12 protein-coding genes are annotated in these 15570 nt (G+C 71.2%); 7 read left to right on the top strand and 5 right to left on the bottom strand.

Annotated elements, in window-relative coordinates:
• Positions 1-211 precede the first annotated feature (211 nt).
• The 5 genes from ACFWRO_RS26065 to ACFWRO_RS26045 all read left to right on the top strand — a co-directional run bounded on the left by ACFWRO_RS26065 (position 212) and on the right by ACFWRO_RS26045 (position 5382).
• Complete coding sequence (locus tag ACFWRO_RS26065; protein ID WP_384513775.1) at positions 212-901, top strand: LuxR C-terminal-related transcriptional regulator; 690 nt, start codon at positions 212-214, stop codon at positions 899-901.
• Between the two features lie 148 nt (positions 902-1049).
• Positions 1050-2093, top strand: coding sequence for a galactose-1-phosphate uridylyltransferase (gene galT / locus ACFWRO_RS26060; protein WP_384513773.1), 1044 nt, complete (start codon positions 1050-1052; stop codon positions 2091-2093).
• Positions 2090-3070, top strand: coding sequence for a UDP-glucose 4-epimerase GalE (gene galE / locus ACFWRO_RS26055; protein ID WP_384513771.1), 981 nt, complete (start codon positions 2090-2092; stop codon positions 3068-3070). The genes galT and galE overlap by 4 nt, the downstream gene beginning before the upstream one ends.
• Entirely contained in the window at positions 3067-4236 is a 1170-nt protein-coding gene (gene galK, locus ACFWRO_RS26050) for a galactokinase (RefSeq protein WP_384513769.1), read from the top strand. Before galE ends, galK begins: the two co-directional genes overlap by 4 nt.
• 360 nt (positions 4237-4596) lie before the next feature.
• Positions 4597-5382, top strand: coding sequence for a LuxR C-terminal-related transcriptional regulator (locus ACFWRO_RS26045; protein ID WP_384513767.1), 786 nt, complete (start codon positions 4597-4599; stop codon positions 5380-5382).
• Here the strand turns inward: ACFWRO_RS26045 and ACFWRO_RS26040 are convergent.
• Complete coding sequence (locus ACFWRO_RS26040; RefSeq protein WP_361961254.1) at positions 5341-5838, bottom strand: MarR family transcriptional regulator; 498 nt, start codon at positions 5836-5838, stop codon at positions 5341-5343. The two genes, ACFWRO_RS26045 and ACFWRO_RS26040, sit on opposite strands and share 42 nt — an antisense overlap.
• Positions 5839-5969: 131 nt before the next feature.
• On the opposite strand from ACFWRO_RS26040, the gene ACFWRO_RS26035 reads away from it, so the two are divergent.
• Positions 5970-6812 (top strand): trans-aconitate 2-methyltransferase, encoded by an 843-nt coding sequence (locus ACFWRO_RS26035; protein ID WP_384513765.1) that lies wholly within the window; start codon positions 5970-5972, stop codon positions 6810-6812.
• Between the two features lie 116 nt (positions 6813-6928).
• Here ACFWRO_RS26035 and ACFWRO_RS26030 read toward each other — a convergent pair whose 3' ends face one another.
• From ACFWRO_RS26030 to ACFWRO_RS26015, 4 genes are all read right to left on the bottom strand, one after another.
• Entirely contained in the window at positions 6929-8653 is a 1725-nt protein-coding gene (locus ACFWRO_RS26030) for an FG-GAP repeat domain-containing protein (protein ID WP_384513764.1), read from the bottom strand.
• Positions 8654-8955: 302 nt separating this feature from the next.
• On the bottom strand, positions 8956-10689 hold the full coding sequence (locus ACFWRO_RS26025) for an FG-GAP repeat domain-containing protein (RefSeq protein WP_384513762.1): 1734 nt from the start codon (positions 10687-10689) through the stop codon (positions 8956-8958).
• 221 nt (positions 10690-10910) lie between these two features.
• Positions 10911-11606: a TetR/AcrR family transcriptional regulator gene (locus ACFWRO_RS26020; RefSeq protein WP_384513761.1), complete on the bottom strand. Its 696-nt coding sequence runs from the start codon at positions 11604-11606 to the stop codon at positions 10911-10913.
• The gene (locus ACFWRO_RS26015; protein ID WP_384513760.1) at positions 11603-12586 is read right to left on the bottom strand and encodes an acyl-CoA desaturase; all 984 of its coding nucleotides are present in this window, start codon (positions 12584-12586) and stop codon (positions 11603-11605) included. The genes ACFWRO_RS26020 and ACFWRO_RS26015 overlap by 4 nt, the downstream gene beginning before the upstream one ends.
• Before the next feature lie 224 nt (positions 12587-12810).
• On the opposite strand from ACFWRO_RS26015, the gene ppc reads away from it, so the two are divergent.
• Positions 12811-15540 (top strand): phosphoenolpyruvate carboxylase, encoded by a 2730-nt coding sequence (ppc, locus tag ACFWRO_RS26010; RefSeq protein WP_384513758.1) that lies wholly within the window; start codon positions 12811-12813, stop codon positions 15538-15540.
• Positions 15541-15570: the final 30 nt, after the last annotated feature.

The raw sequence follows: 15570 nt of genomic DNA, 5'->3' as shown, positions 1-15570 counted from the left end.
ACCAACTGATCCACCGACTGAGCCACGGACTGACCCCCGGCTCACAACGGCACAGCCCGGCGCGTCGATTCACTCGGCGCGCCGGGCTGTTTGCGTGGGGCTCCGACGGGCGAAGTATTCGAAGTCCGGGGGGACGAACGTGTAGTTTGCCGGGTCATCGGAGTGACTGGGGTCGGGGGACGGCCTCAGGGGGGAACTAAGGGGTTGCTCGATGGGCGTGCGGCTCATGGTGGTCGACGATCACCGACTGCTCGCCGAGGCGCTCGCCTCGGCACTGAAACTGCGTGGGCACCGGGTGCTCGCGGCGGCCGCCCCGGTGGCGGGCGCGGCGGATCTCGTGGTGAGCCGGGCTCCCGAGGTGTGCCTGCTCGGCACTTCGGCCCCGGCCGAGCCGGGGGCCTTCGACCCGATCGTCCGGATCAAGCGCGAACGGCCGCAGGTGGCCGTGGTCGTGCTCGGCCCGGTGCCGTCGCCGCGCGGCATCGCGGCGGCCTTCGCGGCCGGCGCGTCGGGATACGTACGCCACGACGAGCGCATCGAGGGCGTGGAGCGGGCGCTGATCAAGGCGCGGGCGGGGGAGGCGGCGGTGGCGCCGCAACTCCTCCAGGGGGCCTTCACGGAGCTCCTCAACCCGTCTGCGCAGCCCGACGACGAGGGCCAGCGGCTGCTGCGGATGCTGACACCGCGCGAGGTGGAGGTCCTGGTCCGGGTCGCGGAGGGCGAGGACACCCGCCTGATCGCGGCAGGCATGCGCATCGCCCCGAGCACGGCGCGCACACACGTCCAGCGGGTGCTGATGAAACTGGGCGTGGGGTCGCGTCTCGAGGCGGCGGCCCTGGCAGCACGGACGGGGCTGCTCGACCGGGCGCCTGTGCCGGGGGCGCGAACCGAACACCCGTAAGGGACGAACACCCGTAAGGGTCGTGTGCGGCCCGGAACAGCCCCTCGATCGGGGGCCGCTCAGCGTTGACTGTGGATGTTCGATTGTGGTTCCTTGTGCGTGGTTCTGTTTGGTTCCCCGTTGTGGACACCGCGTTGAGGACACCGCCGTGAAGAAGACCGTCACCACCCTCGCCGACGGCCGCGAGCTCATCTACTACGACGCGCGGGACGACGCCGTTCGCGACGCCGTCGACGTCCGGCCGCTCGATCCCGTCTCCTCCGCCTCCGAGATCCGGTACGACGCGCTCCTCGGGGACTCCGTCGCCGTCGCCTCGCACCGGCAGGGGCGGACCTACCACCCGCCGGTCGACGCCTGCCCGCTCTGCCCCTCGCGCGAGGGGCGGCCCACCGAGATTCCGGCGCCGGAGTACGAGGTCGCCGTCTTCGAGAACCGGTTTCCCTCGCTCTCCGGGGAGAACGGCCGGTGCGAGGTCGTCTGTTTCACCTCCGACCACGAGGCCTCCTTCGCCGACCTCACCCCCGAGCGGGCCGCGCTCGTGCTGGAGGCCTGGACCGACCGGACCGCCGAACTCGCCGCGCTTCCCGGCGTGGAGCAGGTCTACTGCTTCGAGAACCGGGGCGCCGAGATCGGCGTCACCCTCGGCCACCCGCACGGCCAGATCTACGCCTTCCCGTACGTGACCCCCCGTACGGACCTGATGCGGCGCCGGGCCGCCGAGCACCGGACCCGTACGGGACGGAACCTCTTCGACGACGTCGTCGCCCGCGAGCGGGCCGACGGGGCGCGCGTGGTGCTGGAGAACGAGGACTGGATCGCCTTCGTCCCGTACGCCGCGCACTGGCCGTACGAGGTGCACCTGCACCCCACCCGCCGGGTGCCCGACCTGACGGCGCTCGACGAGGCGGCCCGCACAGCCTTCCCACAGACGTATCTGGAACTCTTGAGGCGCTTCGACCGGATCTTCGGGCCCGGCGAGCCGCCCACGCCGTACATCGCCGCCTGGCACCAGGCGCCGGTCAACGACGCGGACCGCGCGGAGTTCGGGCTGCACCTGGAGCTTTTCACCGTCCGGCGGGCACCCGGCAGACTGAAGTACCTCGCGGGCACCGAGTCCGGCATGGGCGCGTTCATGAACGACGTACCGCCGGAGACGGCGGCCGCACGACTCCGAGAGGTGGCAACCAAGTGAAGGCTGCGACATCCAAGTACCTGGTGACCGGCGGCGCGGGTTACGTGGGGAGCACGGTCGCGCGCCACCTCGTCGAGGCGGGCCACGAGGTGACCGTCCTCGACGACCTCTCCACCGGCTTCGCCGAAGGCGTCCCGGCCGGGGCGGAGTTCATCGAGGGCCGCATCCAGGACGCCGCCAAGTGGCTCGACGGCTCCTACGACGGCGTCCTGCACTTCGCCGCCTTCTCCCAGGTCGGCGAGTCCGTCGCCAAGCCCGAGAAGTACTGGGAGAACAACGTCGGCGGCACGATGGCGCTGCTCGCCGCGATGCGCGCGGCCGGCGTCCGCAAGCTCGTCTTCTCCTCCACGGCCGCCACCTACGGGGAGCCCGAGACCGTCCCCATCACCGAGGCCGCGCCGACCGCCCCGACCAGCCCCTACGGGGCGTCCAAGCTGGCCGTCGACCACATGATCGGCGGCGAGTGCGCCGCGCACGGCCTCGCCGCGGTCTCGCTGCGCTACTTCAACGTGGCGGGCGCGTACGGGGCCTGCGGCGAGCGCCACGACCCCGAGTCGCACCTCATCCCGCTCGTCCTCGACGTCGCCCTGGGCCGCCGCGAGGCGATCAACGTGTACGGCGACGACTACCCGACCCCGGACGGCACCTGCGTCCGCGACTACATCCACGTCGCCGACCTCGCCGAGGCCCACCTCCTGGCCCTGGCCGCCATGACCGAGGGCGAGCACCTGATCTGCAACCTCGGCAACGGCAACGGCTTCTCCGTGCGCGAGGTCGTCGAGACCGTCCGCAAGGTCACCGGTCACCCGGTCCCCGAGGTCATGGCCGCGCGCCGCGCCGGCGACCCGGCGGTGCTCGTCGCCTCCGCGGAGGCCGCGCGCGAGCGGCTCGGCTGGATTCCGTCCCGCCCGGACCTGGCGGACATCGTGCGGGACGCCTGGGCGTTCGCGAGAGAGCGGGAGTTGGAGCGCGGATGAGCGTGGCGGGCGAGTTCGAGGCGCTGTACGGGGCGGCGCCGGAGGGCGTCTGGGCCGCCCCCGGGCGGGTCAACCTGATCGGCGAGTACACCGACTTCAACGACGGCTTCGTGATGCCGCTGGCCCTGCCGCACACGGCCGTCGCCGCGGTCTCCCGGCGCGACGACGGGGTGCTGCGGGTCCACTCGGCCGACGTCGAGGGCGGTGTCGAGGGCGGTGCCGAGGGTGGTGTCGTCCGGCTCGACGTGGCCGCGCTCGACCCGCGTACCGCCGCCGACGCCGGCTGGGCCGCCTACCCCGCCGGTGTCGTCTGGGCGCTGCGCGAGGCCGGCCACCCGGTCACCGGGGCGGACGTCCACCTCGCCTCCACCGTGCCGACCGGGGCGGGCTTGTCGTCCTCGGCCGCCCTGGAGGTCGTCACCGCACTCGCCCTGAACGACCTCTTCGGCCTCGGGCTCTCCCGCCCCGAACTCGCCGTCCTCGCCCAGCGCGCGGAGAACGCCTTCGTCGGCGTCCCGTGCGGGGTGATGGACCAGATGGCGTCCGCGTGCGCCATCGAGGGCCACGCGCTCTTCCTCGACACCCGCGATCTCTCCTACCGCCAGGTGCCCTTCGACCTGGCCGCGCAGGGGCTGCGGCTGCTCGTCGTGGACACCCGGGTGAAGCACGCCCTCGGGGACGGCGCGTACGCGGAGCGGCGCGCTGGGTGTGAAGCGGGTGCGCGGGCGCTCGGTGTGCGCGCGCTGCGCGAAGTCCCGTACGTGCAACTGACCGATTCCCTCGCGCGTTTGAGCGAGGAATCGGTTCGTCGCTATGTCCGGCACGTCGTTTCGGACAACCATCGGGTCGAGCGGACGATCGCCCTCCTCGACGCCGGGGACGCGGCGGCCGTCGGCCCGGTCCTCAACCAGGGCCACGCCTCGCTCCGGGACGATCTGCGGGTCTCCTGCCCCGAGTTGGACCTCGTCGTCGAGACGGCGAACGCGGCCGGCGCGCTGGGGGCGCGGATGACGGGCGGTGGCTTCGGCGGCTCGGCGATCGTGCTCGTGCCCGAGGAGCGCGCGGAGTCCGTGGTCGCGGCGGTCGAGAAGGCCTTCGCCGGGGCGGGGTTCGCCGCGCCGGGGATCTTCCCGGCGGTCCCGTCGGCGGGCGCGCGCCGGGAGTGAGACGGCCTGCGGGACTACCTCCCGGGCTGCCCCCGGCTCGTCTGCCGGGCTGCCTCCCGGCCCGCCCTCCCGGCCCGCCTGCCGGACACTGTCGCCTTCTGTCGCGTCCGTGCCCAGGTGACGCATCCGTACCGACCGTGTTCGGTCAGTTCTCCCAATTGCCTTCCCCTGCCGCCCCCCACCCGTACTCTGAGCACAGCGCCGGTGGGGGCCGGCGCGCATCAGGGGGCAAGAGCCAGTCGGGTACGGCGCCCGGGACGGGGTAGCAGTCACTGCACGGCGGCGGCCGTGCGATCGACGGACCCCTGTCCCCGGCGCCGTACCCGCGCCGGTTCCGCTCCTCGACACTTGGGGGTGTCCGTGGCTCGTATCCGGGTCCTGGTGGTGGACGATCACCGCATCTTCGCCGAGTCGCTGGCAGCCGCCCTCGCGGCGGAGCCCGACGTCGACGTCTCCGCAGCGGGCAGCGGCCCTGCCGCGCTGCGCTGTCTGGACCGCTCGGTCGCGGAGTCGCGCCGGTACGACGTGATGCTGGTCGACGCCGACCTGGGCGCGGTCGCGAACCCGGCCGGCACGCTGGCGGTCGCCCAGGCCGTATCGGAGAACGGCGAGGGGGTCGTCGACGGCATCTCCCTGGTCGCCGGGGTCCGTTCGGTCCAGCCCGCCGTCCGTACGGTCGTGCTCGCCGAGAAGGACGACCCGCACCGGGCGGCGCTCGCGCTGCAGGCCGGGGCGTCGGGCTGGGTGGCCAAGGACTGCTCGCTCCAGCGGCTGCTCGCCGTGATCCGCGGGGTCCTGCGCGACGAGACGCATCTGCCGCCCGCCCTGCTCACCGGCGTCCTGCGGGAGCTCACGGCGGCCCGCAAGCACCGCACCGAGAGCGAGCAGCTGGTGGAGTCGCTGACCCCGCGCGAGCGCGAGGTGCTGCGCTGCATGGTGGCGGGTCTTGGCCGCAAGGCGGTCGCCGAGCGGCTGTTCCTCTCCCCGCACACCGTCCGTACGCACATGCAGAACGTGCTCGGGAAACTGGGCGTGCACTCGACGCTCGCCGCCGTGGCGCTGGCCCGCCGGGCCGGGGTCGGGCCGGCCGACCTGTCCGGGGACCTAGCCGGGGATGTTGTCGAACGGGGCGGTCAGCTGGCGTAGCAGCGCCGCCAGTTCGCCGCGGTCGGCCCGGGAGAGCTGGGCCAGGATGGCCCGCTCCTGGGCGAGCAGTCCGGCGAGCGCCTGGTCGGCCCGGTCGCGGCCCTCGGGCGTCAGCCGGACGAGGACGCCACGCCGGTCGCTGGGGTCGGGGAGCCGCTCGACGAGGCCCTTCTTGGTGAGCCGGTCGATGCGGTTGGTCATGGTGCCCGAGGTGACCAGCGTCTGCGTGAGGAGCTGGCCGGGAGAGAGCTGGTACGGGGCCCCGGCGCGCCGCAGCGAGGTGAGGACGTCGAACTCCCAGGGCTCCAGCTGGTGCTCGGAGAAGGCGAGCCGACGGGCGCGGTCGAGGTGCCGGGCGAGCCGCGAGACGCGGCTGAGCACCTCGAGCGGTTCCACGTCGAGGTCCGGGCGCTCGCGGCGCCATGCAGCGACCAACCGGTCGACCTCGTCCTCCATGACGATCAGTGTAGAGGGTCTGTTGACATAAAGTCTCTTGACGTCAAGATATATTCGGCTGGACTATGGGGAAGGACGGGGCCGGGACCTAGTTCCGCTTCGGCAGCTCGTTCCAGCAAGGGGGCTCGAACATGTATTCCGCACCATCCTCCGCGTCCACCGCGCCAACCTGGGATCCCCAGCAGTACCTGCGGCATTCCGGCCACCGCACACGTCCGTTTCTCGACCTGCTCTCCCGAATACCGCGACTTCCCACTGTCGCCACACCCGCCCGGATCGCCGACCTCGGCTGCGGCCCCGGCAATGTGACCGTTCTGCTCGCCGACCGCTGGCCCGACGCCCACATCACCGGTTTCGACCTCTCCCCGGACATGCTGGAACGGGCGGAGAAGGACTGGGCGGGCACCACGGCCGGGGGTGGCTGGCTCGACTTCCGCCCCGCGGACGCCGCGCACTGGACGCCCGACGAGCCCTACGACCTGATCGTCTCCAACGCCGCGCTGCAATGGGTCCCCAACCACCCGGAGTCCTTCGCTCCGTGGGTCGACGCCCTCAAGCCCGGCGGAACGTTCGCCTTCCAGGTCCCCGGCAACTTCACCGCGCCCAGCCACGCCCTGCTCGGTGAACTCTGCGACATGCCCCAGTGGCGCGCCCGGCTCGACGGAGAGGGCCGCCGCTTCGTCCACATCCTCGAACCGGCCGACTACCTCCTGCGCCTCACCGAACTCGGCTGCGCGACCGAGGTCTGGGAGACCACCTACTCCCAGCTCCTCACCGGCGAGGACCCCGTCCTCGACTGGGTCAAGGGCACGGCCCTGCGCCCCGTCCTGACCGCTCTGGAGGGCGACAAGGAGGCGACGGACGCCTTCCTCACCCAGTACCGCGACCTCCTGCGCGCCGCCTACCCGCCGGGGCCCCGAGGGACGGTCTTCCCGTTCCGCCGGATCTTCGCCCTGGCGACGAAGCCGGCGTGACAGGGGGACGGTTACCACGGTTAGCACGGCCGGACACACGAAGACGCCCCGCACCGGAGACCCGGTGCGGGGCGTTTTCGCTGGTACACGGCCTAGTGCACGGCCTAGTACTCGGCCTAGTACACGCCGGTGTAGATCTGCCAGCCGGTGCCGATCTTGACCCGCGGGCCGAAGGCGGCGGCGCCGGTCGGCGAGTAGCGCCACAGCTCACCCGCCGCGTTGACGCCCAGCAGCTCGGCCTTGCCGTCACCGTTGAGGTCACCGGGGGCCACGAGCTTGGTGTACGTGTTCCAGCCGGAGCCGATCTTCACCTTCGCCATGAACGGCGCGGTGGCGGAGCCGGTGCCCCGGTACAGGAACAGGCCGCCGGCGCCGTCACGGGTCACGATGTCCGCCCGGCCGTCGCCCGAGTAGTCACCCGCGCCGACGATCTGGTTGAACGCGCCCCAGCCCGCACCGATCTTGATCCGGGTGGCCAGGTGGTCACCGGTGCCGCTGCCCTTGTACAGGTACAGGTTGCCGGACTTGTCACGGGCCAGCAGGTCGCCCTTGCCGTCACCGCTCAGGTCACCGGGGCCGACCAGGAGGTTGTACACGCTCCAGCCGGAGCCGAAGTCGTGCCCGTCGAAGTTGTCGTACAGGTGGTTGTCGAAGATCTCCAGCAGCGTGGCCGCCCCGGAGTTGTTGAGGGAGGAGGCGAAGGTGAGGTTCGCGGGGCCCCAGAGACCGGGGTCCCCGACCTGGTCGCGCGGGCTGAGGAGACCGTTGTTCATCCCCCCGTACCAGAAGATCGTGCCCGCCTTGTCCTTGCCGATGAGCGCCCGCTTGCCGAAGGCCGGCATGGCGCCGCCGCCGCCGAACTGGTCGACGTTCTGGAACAGGCCGTTGGCGGCGACCTGCACGCGGGCGGCCATGCGACCGTTGCCGAGGCCCGTGTAGCCCCACAGCGCGCCGTTCAGATCGCGCGCGAACAGCTCGGCCGCGCCGTCGCCGTTCAGGTCGTCCATCGCGATCAGCTGGTTGTAGATGTTCCAGCCCTGACCGACCTCGACGCGCCCCTTGAAGGGGGTGGTGGTGGAGCCGGTGGAGCCGTAGAACCAGACCTTGCCGTCGTAGGAGCGGCCGAGGACGTCGCCCTTGCCGTCACCGTCGTTGTCGCCGACACCCACGACCTGGTCGTAGACGTTCCAGCCGTTGCCGATCTTCGCGCGGCTGCCGAACGGCGCGTCGAGGTTGCCGGTGGCGAGGTAGAGGTACAGCTCGCCGTTGTGCTGGCGGCCGATCACGTCGGCGCGGCCGTCGCCGTTGACGTCACCGGGCGAGAAGACCTTGTTGTAGATGGTCCAGCCGGCGCCCTGCCAGCGCTTCGTGCCGAAGGTCGTCGACGCGTCCGCGTACAGGTGCAGCGTGCCGTACGGGGAGAGGACGAGGACCTCGGGCTTGCCGTTGGCGTCCTGGTCGCCGATCGGGACGATGTCGTTCGCGGGCGCGGCGTTGCCGTCGTCACCGAAGAACTCGCTGTTTTCGGCGGTCGACGGCGTCACGTAGGTGCCGCCGTCCCAGGCGCGGTAGATCAGGTCGTTCTTGCCGTCGGCGTCCGCGTCGAAGCGGATCGGCGAGACGCCCGCGGTCGTCGCCTGGCGGCCGGCGCGGGCCTTGTCCGCGCCGAGCTTCGACAGGTCGGGCTTGGCGGGCTGGGTGAAGGAGCGCTCGGGCGCCTTCACGGTGGACCCGGGCCGCTCGTCGGCGGAGGCGGGAGCCGCCAGCAGCATGCCGGCGGAGAGGGCGAGCGCGGTGCACGTCGCGACGCGGCGCGCGCGCTTGGAGAAAGCGGTACGCAAGAGATCCCCCCCAGGGATCTAGAAAACAACGGACCGGGTGCGGGGTCCGCGACGCCTTCGTACGCACGATAGAAAGCGCGTACGAAGGGCGAACACCCTCCGGATGTGGAGGGAGAATACCCTTGTTCGATGGCGCGCGGGCAACGCGGCACGACGGGCGCGTGAGCGTCCGGCGGCGGCTGGATGAAGCCCTTGCGCGACAGACGGACGGACAGGCAGACGGACAGGCAGACGGACAGACAGACACGCGCCCCGCACCGGAAGACCGGTGCGGGGCGCGTATGCCCGTGGGACGCGGGGCGTCAGGACATGAAGTTGTAGATCGCGTAGCCGTGGCCGAGCTTGACCCGGGGGCTGAGCGTGCCCTGCGAGGCGCCACCGGTGTACCGGTAGAGGTCGCCGCCGGCGGTCACGCCGAGCAGTTCGCCCTGCCCGTCGCCGTTGAGGTCACCCGGGGCGACCAGCTTGGTGTACGCGTTCCAGCCGGTGCCGATCTGCACCCGGCCCTTGAACGGGTAGCCGGCCTGACCCGTGCCCGGGTAGAGGAACAGCTGGCCGCCCTTGGTGCGGGCCACGATGTCGGTCAGACCGTCGTTGGTGAGGTCGCCCGTGCCGACGATGCGGTCGTACGAGCCCCAGCCGGCACCGACCTTGACCCGGGTCTGGAAGCCCGTGCCCGAGGCGGTGGAGCGGTACAGGTACAGGTTGCCGGCCTTGTCACGGGCCAGCAGGTCGCCCCGGCCGTCACCGGTCAGGTCGCCGGGACCGAAGACGTGGTTGTAGATGTCCCAGCCGGCGCCGATGTACTGGCCGTTGACCCACAGGCGGCCGCCGTGGATCTGGATGATCTCCGAGTTGCCGTCCGCGTTCAGGTCCGAGGCGTGCACCACGGTCGTCCCGGCCCAGCCGCCCGTGTCGCTCATCTGCTCACGGGGCTCGAGCTTGTCGCTGAACGTCGAGGAGTACCAGAAGAGCGTGCCCTGCTTGTCCCGGGCGACGAAGCCGTCCTTGCCGGACCCCGGCGTGTTGCCCGCGCCGCCGAACTGGGCGATGTGGGACCAGTAACCGGCCGGGCTGGTCTGCATGCGCGCGGTGAAGCGGCCGTTGCCGATGCCCTTGTACTCCCACAGCGAGCCGTCCTGGCCACGCCCCAGCACGTCACCGAAACCGTCACCGGTGAAGTCGTCGATGGCGATGATCTGGTTGTACGTGTTCCAGCCGGTACCGATCTCGGTACGGGTCTTGAACGGGGCGGCCACCTTGCCCGTGCTGCCGTAGAAGAACAGCAGACCGGAGGGTGCGCGGGCGATGATGTCGGCAAGGCCGTCACCGTCGTTGTCGCCGACGCCCACCAGCTGGTCGTAGACGCCCCAGCCCGCGCCGACCTTGACGCGCGCCTTGAACGGGGCGGTCGGGTTGCCGGTGGCCTGGTACGCGTACAGCTCGCCGTTGGGCTGGCGGGCCAGCAGGTCGGCGCGGCCGTCGCCGTCGATGTCGCCGGGCGAGATCACCTTGTTGTAGATGTTCCAGCCGCCGCCGGACCAGCGGAAGTTGCCGTAGGTGAGCTCGGCGTCCCCGTACAGGGAGAGCGTGCCGGTCTGCGACAGCATGAGCAGCTCGGGGCGGCCCGAGCCGTCCCCGTCCTGGTCGCCGATCGGGACGATGTCCTTCACGAAGGACGTGGCGCCGTCGTTGCGGTAGAACTCCTCGCCGGTGCCGGCCACGGGCGAGTAGGTGAAGACCTTGCCGTTGCCGGCGCGGAAGACCAGATCGCTCGTGCCGTCGAGGTCGATGTCGGAGCGCAGCCGCTGCGTACCGGCGGTGGACTCGGCGGTCCCGGCGCGGGCGGTGTCCTTCTTCAGCCCGAGGGCCGGCGGCATGGTGAAGGTGGGCTCGGGCCGCTCGGCGACGGGACGCGGCGACACGTCGTCGGCCGAGGCCGGAGCCGCCAGCAGCATGCCGGCGGAGAGAGCGAGAGCGGTGCAGGCCGCGACGCGGCGCGCACGGCGGGAATGCGTGGAACGCGCAGAACGCAAGAGATCCCCCCCAGGGAATCAGAATGATCATTGGGCCCGGCACAGGGGTCCGCGACGCCTTCGTACGCACGGTAGAAAGCGCGTACGAAGGGCGAACACCCCCCCGGATGTGGAGGGAGCATACATCCGTTCACCGACAAGAGACCGTTGAGTTTTCCACTAGTTCACTCAGCCCCTGCCGCCCCGCCCCGCGGCTCCCGCGGTGCCCCGCACCCCGCCCGTCAGTTCTTGCGGTGCCCTATCAGCCGGGGCTTCTGCTCCAGGCCGTCCAGGCCGTGCCACGCCAGGTTCACCAGGTGTGCCGCGACCTCCGCCTTCTTCGGCTTGCGGACGTCCAGCCACCACTGGCCCGTCAGCGCCACGCTCCCCACCAGCGCCTGCGCGTACAGCGGTGCCAGCTTCGGGTCGAAGCCGCGGGCCTTGAACTCCAGGCCCAGGATGTCCTCCACCTGCGTCGCGATGTCGCTGATCAGCGACGCGAACGTGCCCGTCGACTGCGCCACCGGCGAATCGCGGACCAGGATCCGGAAACCGTCCGTGTACCGCTCGATGTAGTCGAGGAGCGCGAACGCCGCCTGCTCCAGGAGCTCACGCGGGTGCCCGGCCGTCAGCGCCCCGTTCACCATCTCGAGGAGCTGCCGCATCTCCCGGTCGACCACGACCGCGTACAGCCCCTCCTTGCCGCCGAAGTGCTCGTACACGACCGGCTTGGACACCCCGGCCTTCGCCGCGATCTCCTCCACCGACGTGCCCTCGAAGCCCTTCTCGGCGAAGAGCGTCCGGCCGATGTCCAGCAGCTGCTCCCGGCGCTCCGCACCCGTCATCCGCACCCGGCGGCCACGCCGGGGCTTGTTCTCGCTGCTTCCGGTGCCGCTGGTGCCGCTGGTACTGCCGTCGATCGCCACGTTCTCCATCATGCCGCGTCGACGGGCTCGCCCCGGCGCCGGGCTTCGATCCGGGAGGCGTTCGGCCACCGCACGTCGGAGGCCCAGCCGAGCTGCTCGAACCAGCGGATCAGCCGCGCGCTGGAGTCGACCTGCCCGCGCAGCACGCCGTGGCGCGCCGACGTCGGGTCCGCGTGGTGCAGGTTGTGCCAGGACTCGCCGCACGACAGGACGGCCAGCCACCACACGTTGCCCGAACGGTCACGGGACTTGAAGGGGCGCTTGCCGACCGCGTGGCAGATCGAGTTGATCGACCACGTCACGTGGTGCAGCAGCGCGACCCGTACCAGCGAGCCCCAGAAGAACGCCGTGAACGCGCCCCACCAGGACATCGTCACCAGACCGCCCACCAGCGGCGGGATCGCCAGGGACAGCATCGTCCAGTAGATGAAGTCGCGGGAGATCCGGCGGATCGCCGGGTCCTTGATCAGATCCGGCGCGTACTTCGCCTGCGGCGTGCGCTCCTCGTCGAACATCCAGCCGATGTGCGCCCACCACAGGCCCTTCATCAGCGCCGGCACCGTCTCGCCGAACCGCCACGGCGAGTGCGGGTCACCCTCCGCGTCGGAGAACTTGTGGTGCTTGCGGTGGTCCGCCACCCACCGCACCAGCGGGCCCTCCACCGCGAGCGAGCCCATGACCGCCAGGGCGATCCGCAGCGGCCGCTTCGCCTTGAACGAACCGTGCGTGAAGTACCGGTGGAAACCGATCGTGATGCCGTGGCAGCCGATGTAGTACATCGCCACAAGGAGGCCCAGGTCGAGCCAGCTCACGCCCCAGCCCCAGACCAGCGGGACCGCCGCGAGCAGAGCCACGAACGGCACCGTGATGAACAGCAGCAGAGCGATCTGCTCGATCGACCGCTTGCTGTCGCCGCCGAGCGTGGCGGAGGGCAGATCGGTCTCGGAGGGGTCCTGGCCGGTGGTTTCGAGCACCTCGGGACTGGAGGTCATGGGTGTCCCCTGGGGGGTGAGGGTGAGGGAATGAAGCCGTGCCTACGGGACCGTAACCTACGGCGACGTAAGTATGGCAGCGCCGGGGCGCGCGGCAAGAGGGCACACGAGGGGCTAGATGGTGTCCAAGGGATGGACACCTATCCTGTGTCCGTCGGACAGCGCGGTCCGCAAGCCTCCAGTACCCCTCCAGATGTGCCCGAACACTGCAAGGAGCCGCACCTGTGAGCAGTGCCGACCAGACCCCCACCGCCAGCGCCGAGCTGCGTTCCGACATCCGCCGACTGGGCGACCTGCTCGGCGAGACCCTCGTCCGGCAGGAGGGCCGCGAACTTCTCGACCTCGTCGAGAAGGTCCGCCGGCTCACCCGCGAGGACGGCGAGGCGGCCGCCGAGCTGCTGGGCGAGACCGACCTGGAGACCGCCACCAAGCTGGTGCGCGCCTTCTCCACCTACTTCCACCTGGCCAACGTCACCGAGCAGGTGCACCGAGGCCGCGAGATGCGCGAGAAGCGCGCCGCCGAGGGCGGCCTGCTCGCGCGCACCGCCGACATGCTCAAGGACGGCGACCCGCAGCACGTCCAGGAGACGGTACGGAACCTCAACGTCCGGCCCGTCTTCACCGCGCACCCCACCGAGGCCGCCCGCCGCTCGGTCCTCAACAAGCTCCGCCGGATCGCCGCCCTCCTGGAGACCCCGGTCATCGAGGCCGACCGGCGCCGCGTCGACCTGCGGCTCGCCGAGAACATCGACCTCATCTGGCAGACCGACGAGCTCCGGGTCGTCCGCCCCGAGCCCGCCGACGAGGCCCGCAACGCCATCTACTACCTCGACGAGCTGCACGCCGGCGCCGTCGGCGACGTCCTGGAGGACCTCGCCGCCGAGCTGGAGCGCGTCGGCATCGAGCTGCCCGCCGGCACCCGCCCGCTCACCTTCGGCACCTGGATCGGCGGCGACCGCGACGGCAACCCCAACGTGACCCCGCAGGTCACCTGGGACGTGCTGATCCTCCAGCACGAGCACGGCATCACCGACGCCCTCGAACTCGTCGACTACCTGCGCGGACTGCTCTCCAACTCGATCCGCTACACCGGCGCCACCGAGGAGCTCCTCACCTCCCTCCAGCGCGACCTGGAGCGCCTGCCGGAGATCAGCCCCCGCTACAAGCGCCTCAACGCCGAGGAGCCGTACCGCCTCAAGGCGACCTGTATCCGGCAGAAGCTCGTCAACACCCGCGAGCGCCTCGCCAAGGGCACCCCGCACCAGGAGGGCCGCGACTACCTCGGCACCGCCGAGCTCGTCCACGACCTCACCCTGATCCAGACCTCGCTGCGCGAGCACCGCGGCGGCCTCTTCGCCGACGGCCGGATGGACCGCACCATCCGCACCCTGTCCGCGTTCGGCCTCCAGCTCGCCACCATGGACGTCCGCGAGCACGCCGACGCCCACCACCACGCGCTGGGCCAGCTCTTCGACCGGCTCGGTGAGGAGTCCTGGCGGTACGCGGACATGCCCCGCGACTACCGGCAGAAGCTGCTCGCCAAGGAGCTCCGCTCGCGCCGCCCGCTCGGCCCGACGCCCGCGCCGCTGGACGCCGCCGGACAGAAGACCCTCGGCGTGTTCGGCACGGTCAAGGAGGCCTTCGAGCGCTTCGGCCCCGAGGTCATCGAGTCGTACATCATCTCGATGTGCCAGGGCGCCGACGACGTCTTCGCCGCCACCGTCCTCGCCCGCGAGGCCGGCCTCGTCGACCTGCACGCCGGCTGGGCCAAGATCGGCATCGTGCCGCTCCTGGAGACCACCGACGAGCTCAAGGCCGCCGACGTCATCCTCAACGACATGCTGGCCGACCCCTCCTACCGCCGCCTCGTCTCGCTCCGCGGTGATGTCCAGGAGGTCATGCTCGGCTACTCCGACTCCTCGAAGTTCGGCGGCATCACCACGAGCCAGTGGGAGATCCACCGCGCTCAGCGGAGGCTGAGGGATGTCGCTCACCGTTACGGCGTTCGGTTGAGGCTGTTCCACGGCCGAGGCGGAACGGTCGGCCGAGGCGGCGGCCCCTCGCACGACGCGATCCTCGCCCAGCCCTGGGGCACCCTGGAGGGCGAGATCAAGGTGACCGAGCAGGGCGAGGTCATCTCCGACAAGTACCTGATCCCGTCCCTGGCGAGGGAGAACCTGGAGCTGACCGTCGCGGCCACCCTCCAGGCCTCGGCCCTGCACACCGCGCCGCGCCAGTCGGACGAGTCCCTCGCCCGCTGGGACGCGGCCATGGACACCGTCTCCGAGGCCGCCCACACCGCGTACCGCAGGCTGGTGGAGGACCCCGACCTGCCCGCGTACTTCTTCGCGGCGACCCCGGTCGACCAGCTCGCCGACCTCCACCTGGGCTCTCGCCCGTCGCGCCGCCCCGACTCGGGCGCGGGCCTGGACGGACTGCGGGCCATCCCGTGGGTGTTCGGCTGGACACAGTCCCGCCAGATCGTCCCCGGCTGGTTCGGCGTCGGATCCGGCCTCAAGGCGCTGCGCGAGGCCGGCCTCGACGAGGTCCTCGGCGAGATGTACGAGCGCTGGCACTTCTTCCGCAACTTCCTCGCCAACGTCGAGATGACGCTCGCGAAGACGGACCTGCGGATCTCCCGCCACTACATCGACACCCTGGTGCCCGACGAGCTCAAGCACGTCTTCGCCACCATCGAGGAGGAGCACGCGCTCACCGTCGCCGAGGTCCTGAAGATCACGGGCGGCGAGAAGCTCCTCGACTCCAACCCGGTGCTCCGGCAGACCTTCGCCATCCGCGACGCCTACCTGGACCCGATCTCCTACCTCCAGGTAGCCCTCCTCGCCCGCCAGCGAGCCGCCGCCGAACGCGGCGAGGACCCGGACCCGCTACTCGCCCGAGCCCTCCTCCTCACGGTCAACGGCGTCGCGGCAGGCCTGCGCAACACCGGCTGACGCCTGGCCCGTACGTGACGGTGCCCCTGC

The sequence above is a fragment of the Streptomyces sp. NPDC058579 genome (genome assembly GCF_042718575.1).
Lineage (GTDB): Bacteria > Actinomycetota > Actinomycetes > Streptomycetales > Streptomycetaceae > Streptomyces.
Note: the sequence above shows the minus strand (reverse complement) of the source record. Positions and strands in the feature narration are given on the sequence as shown.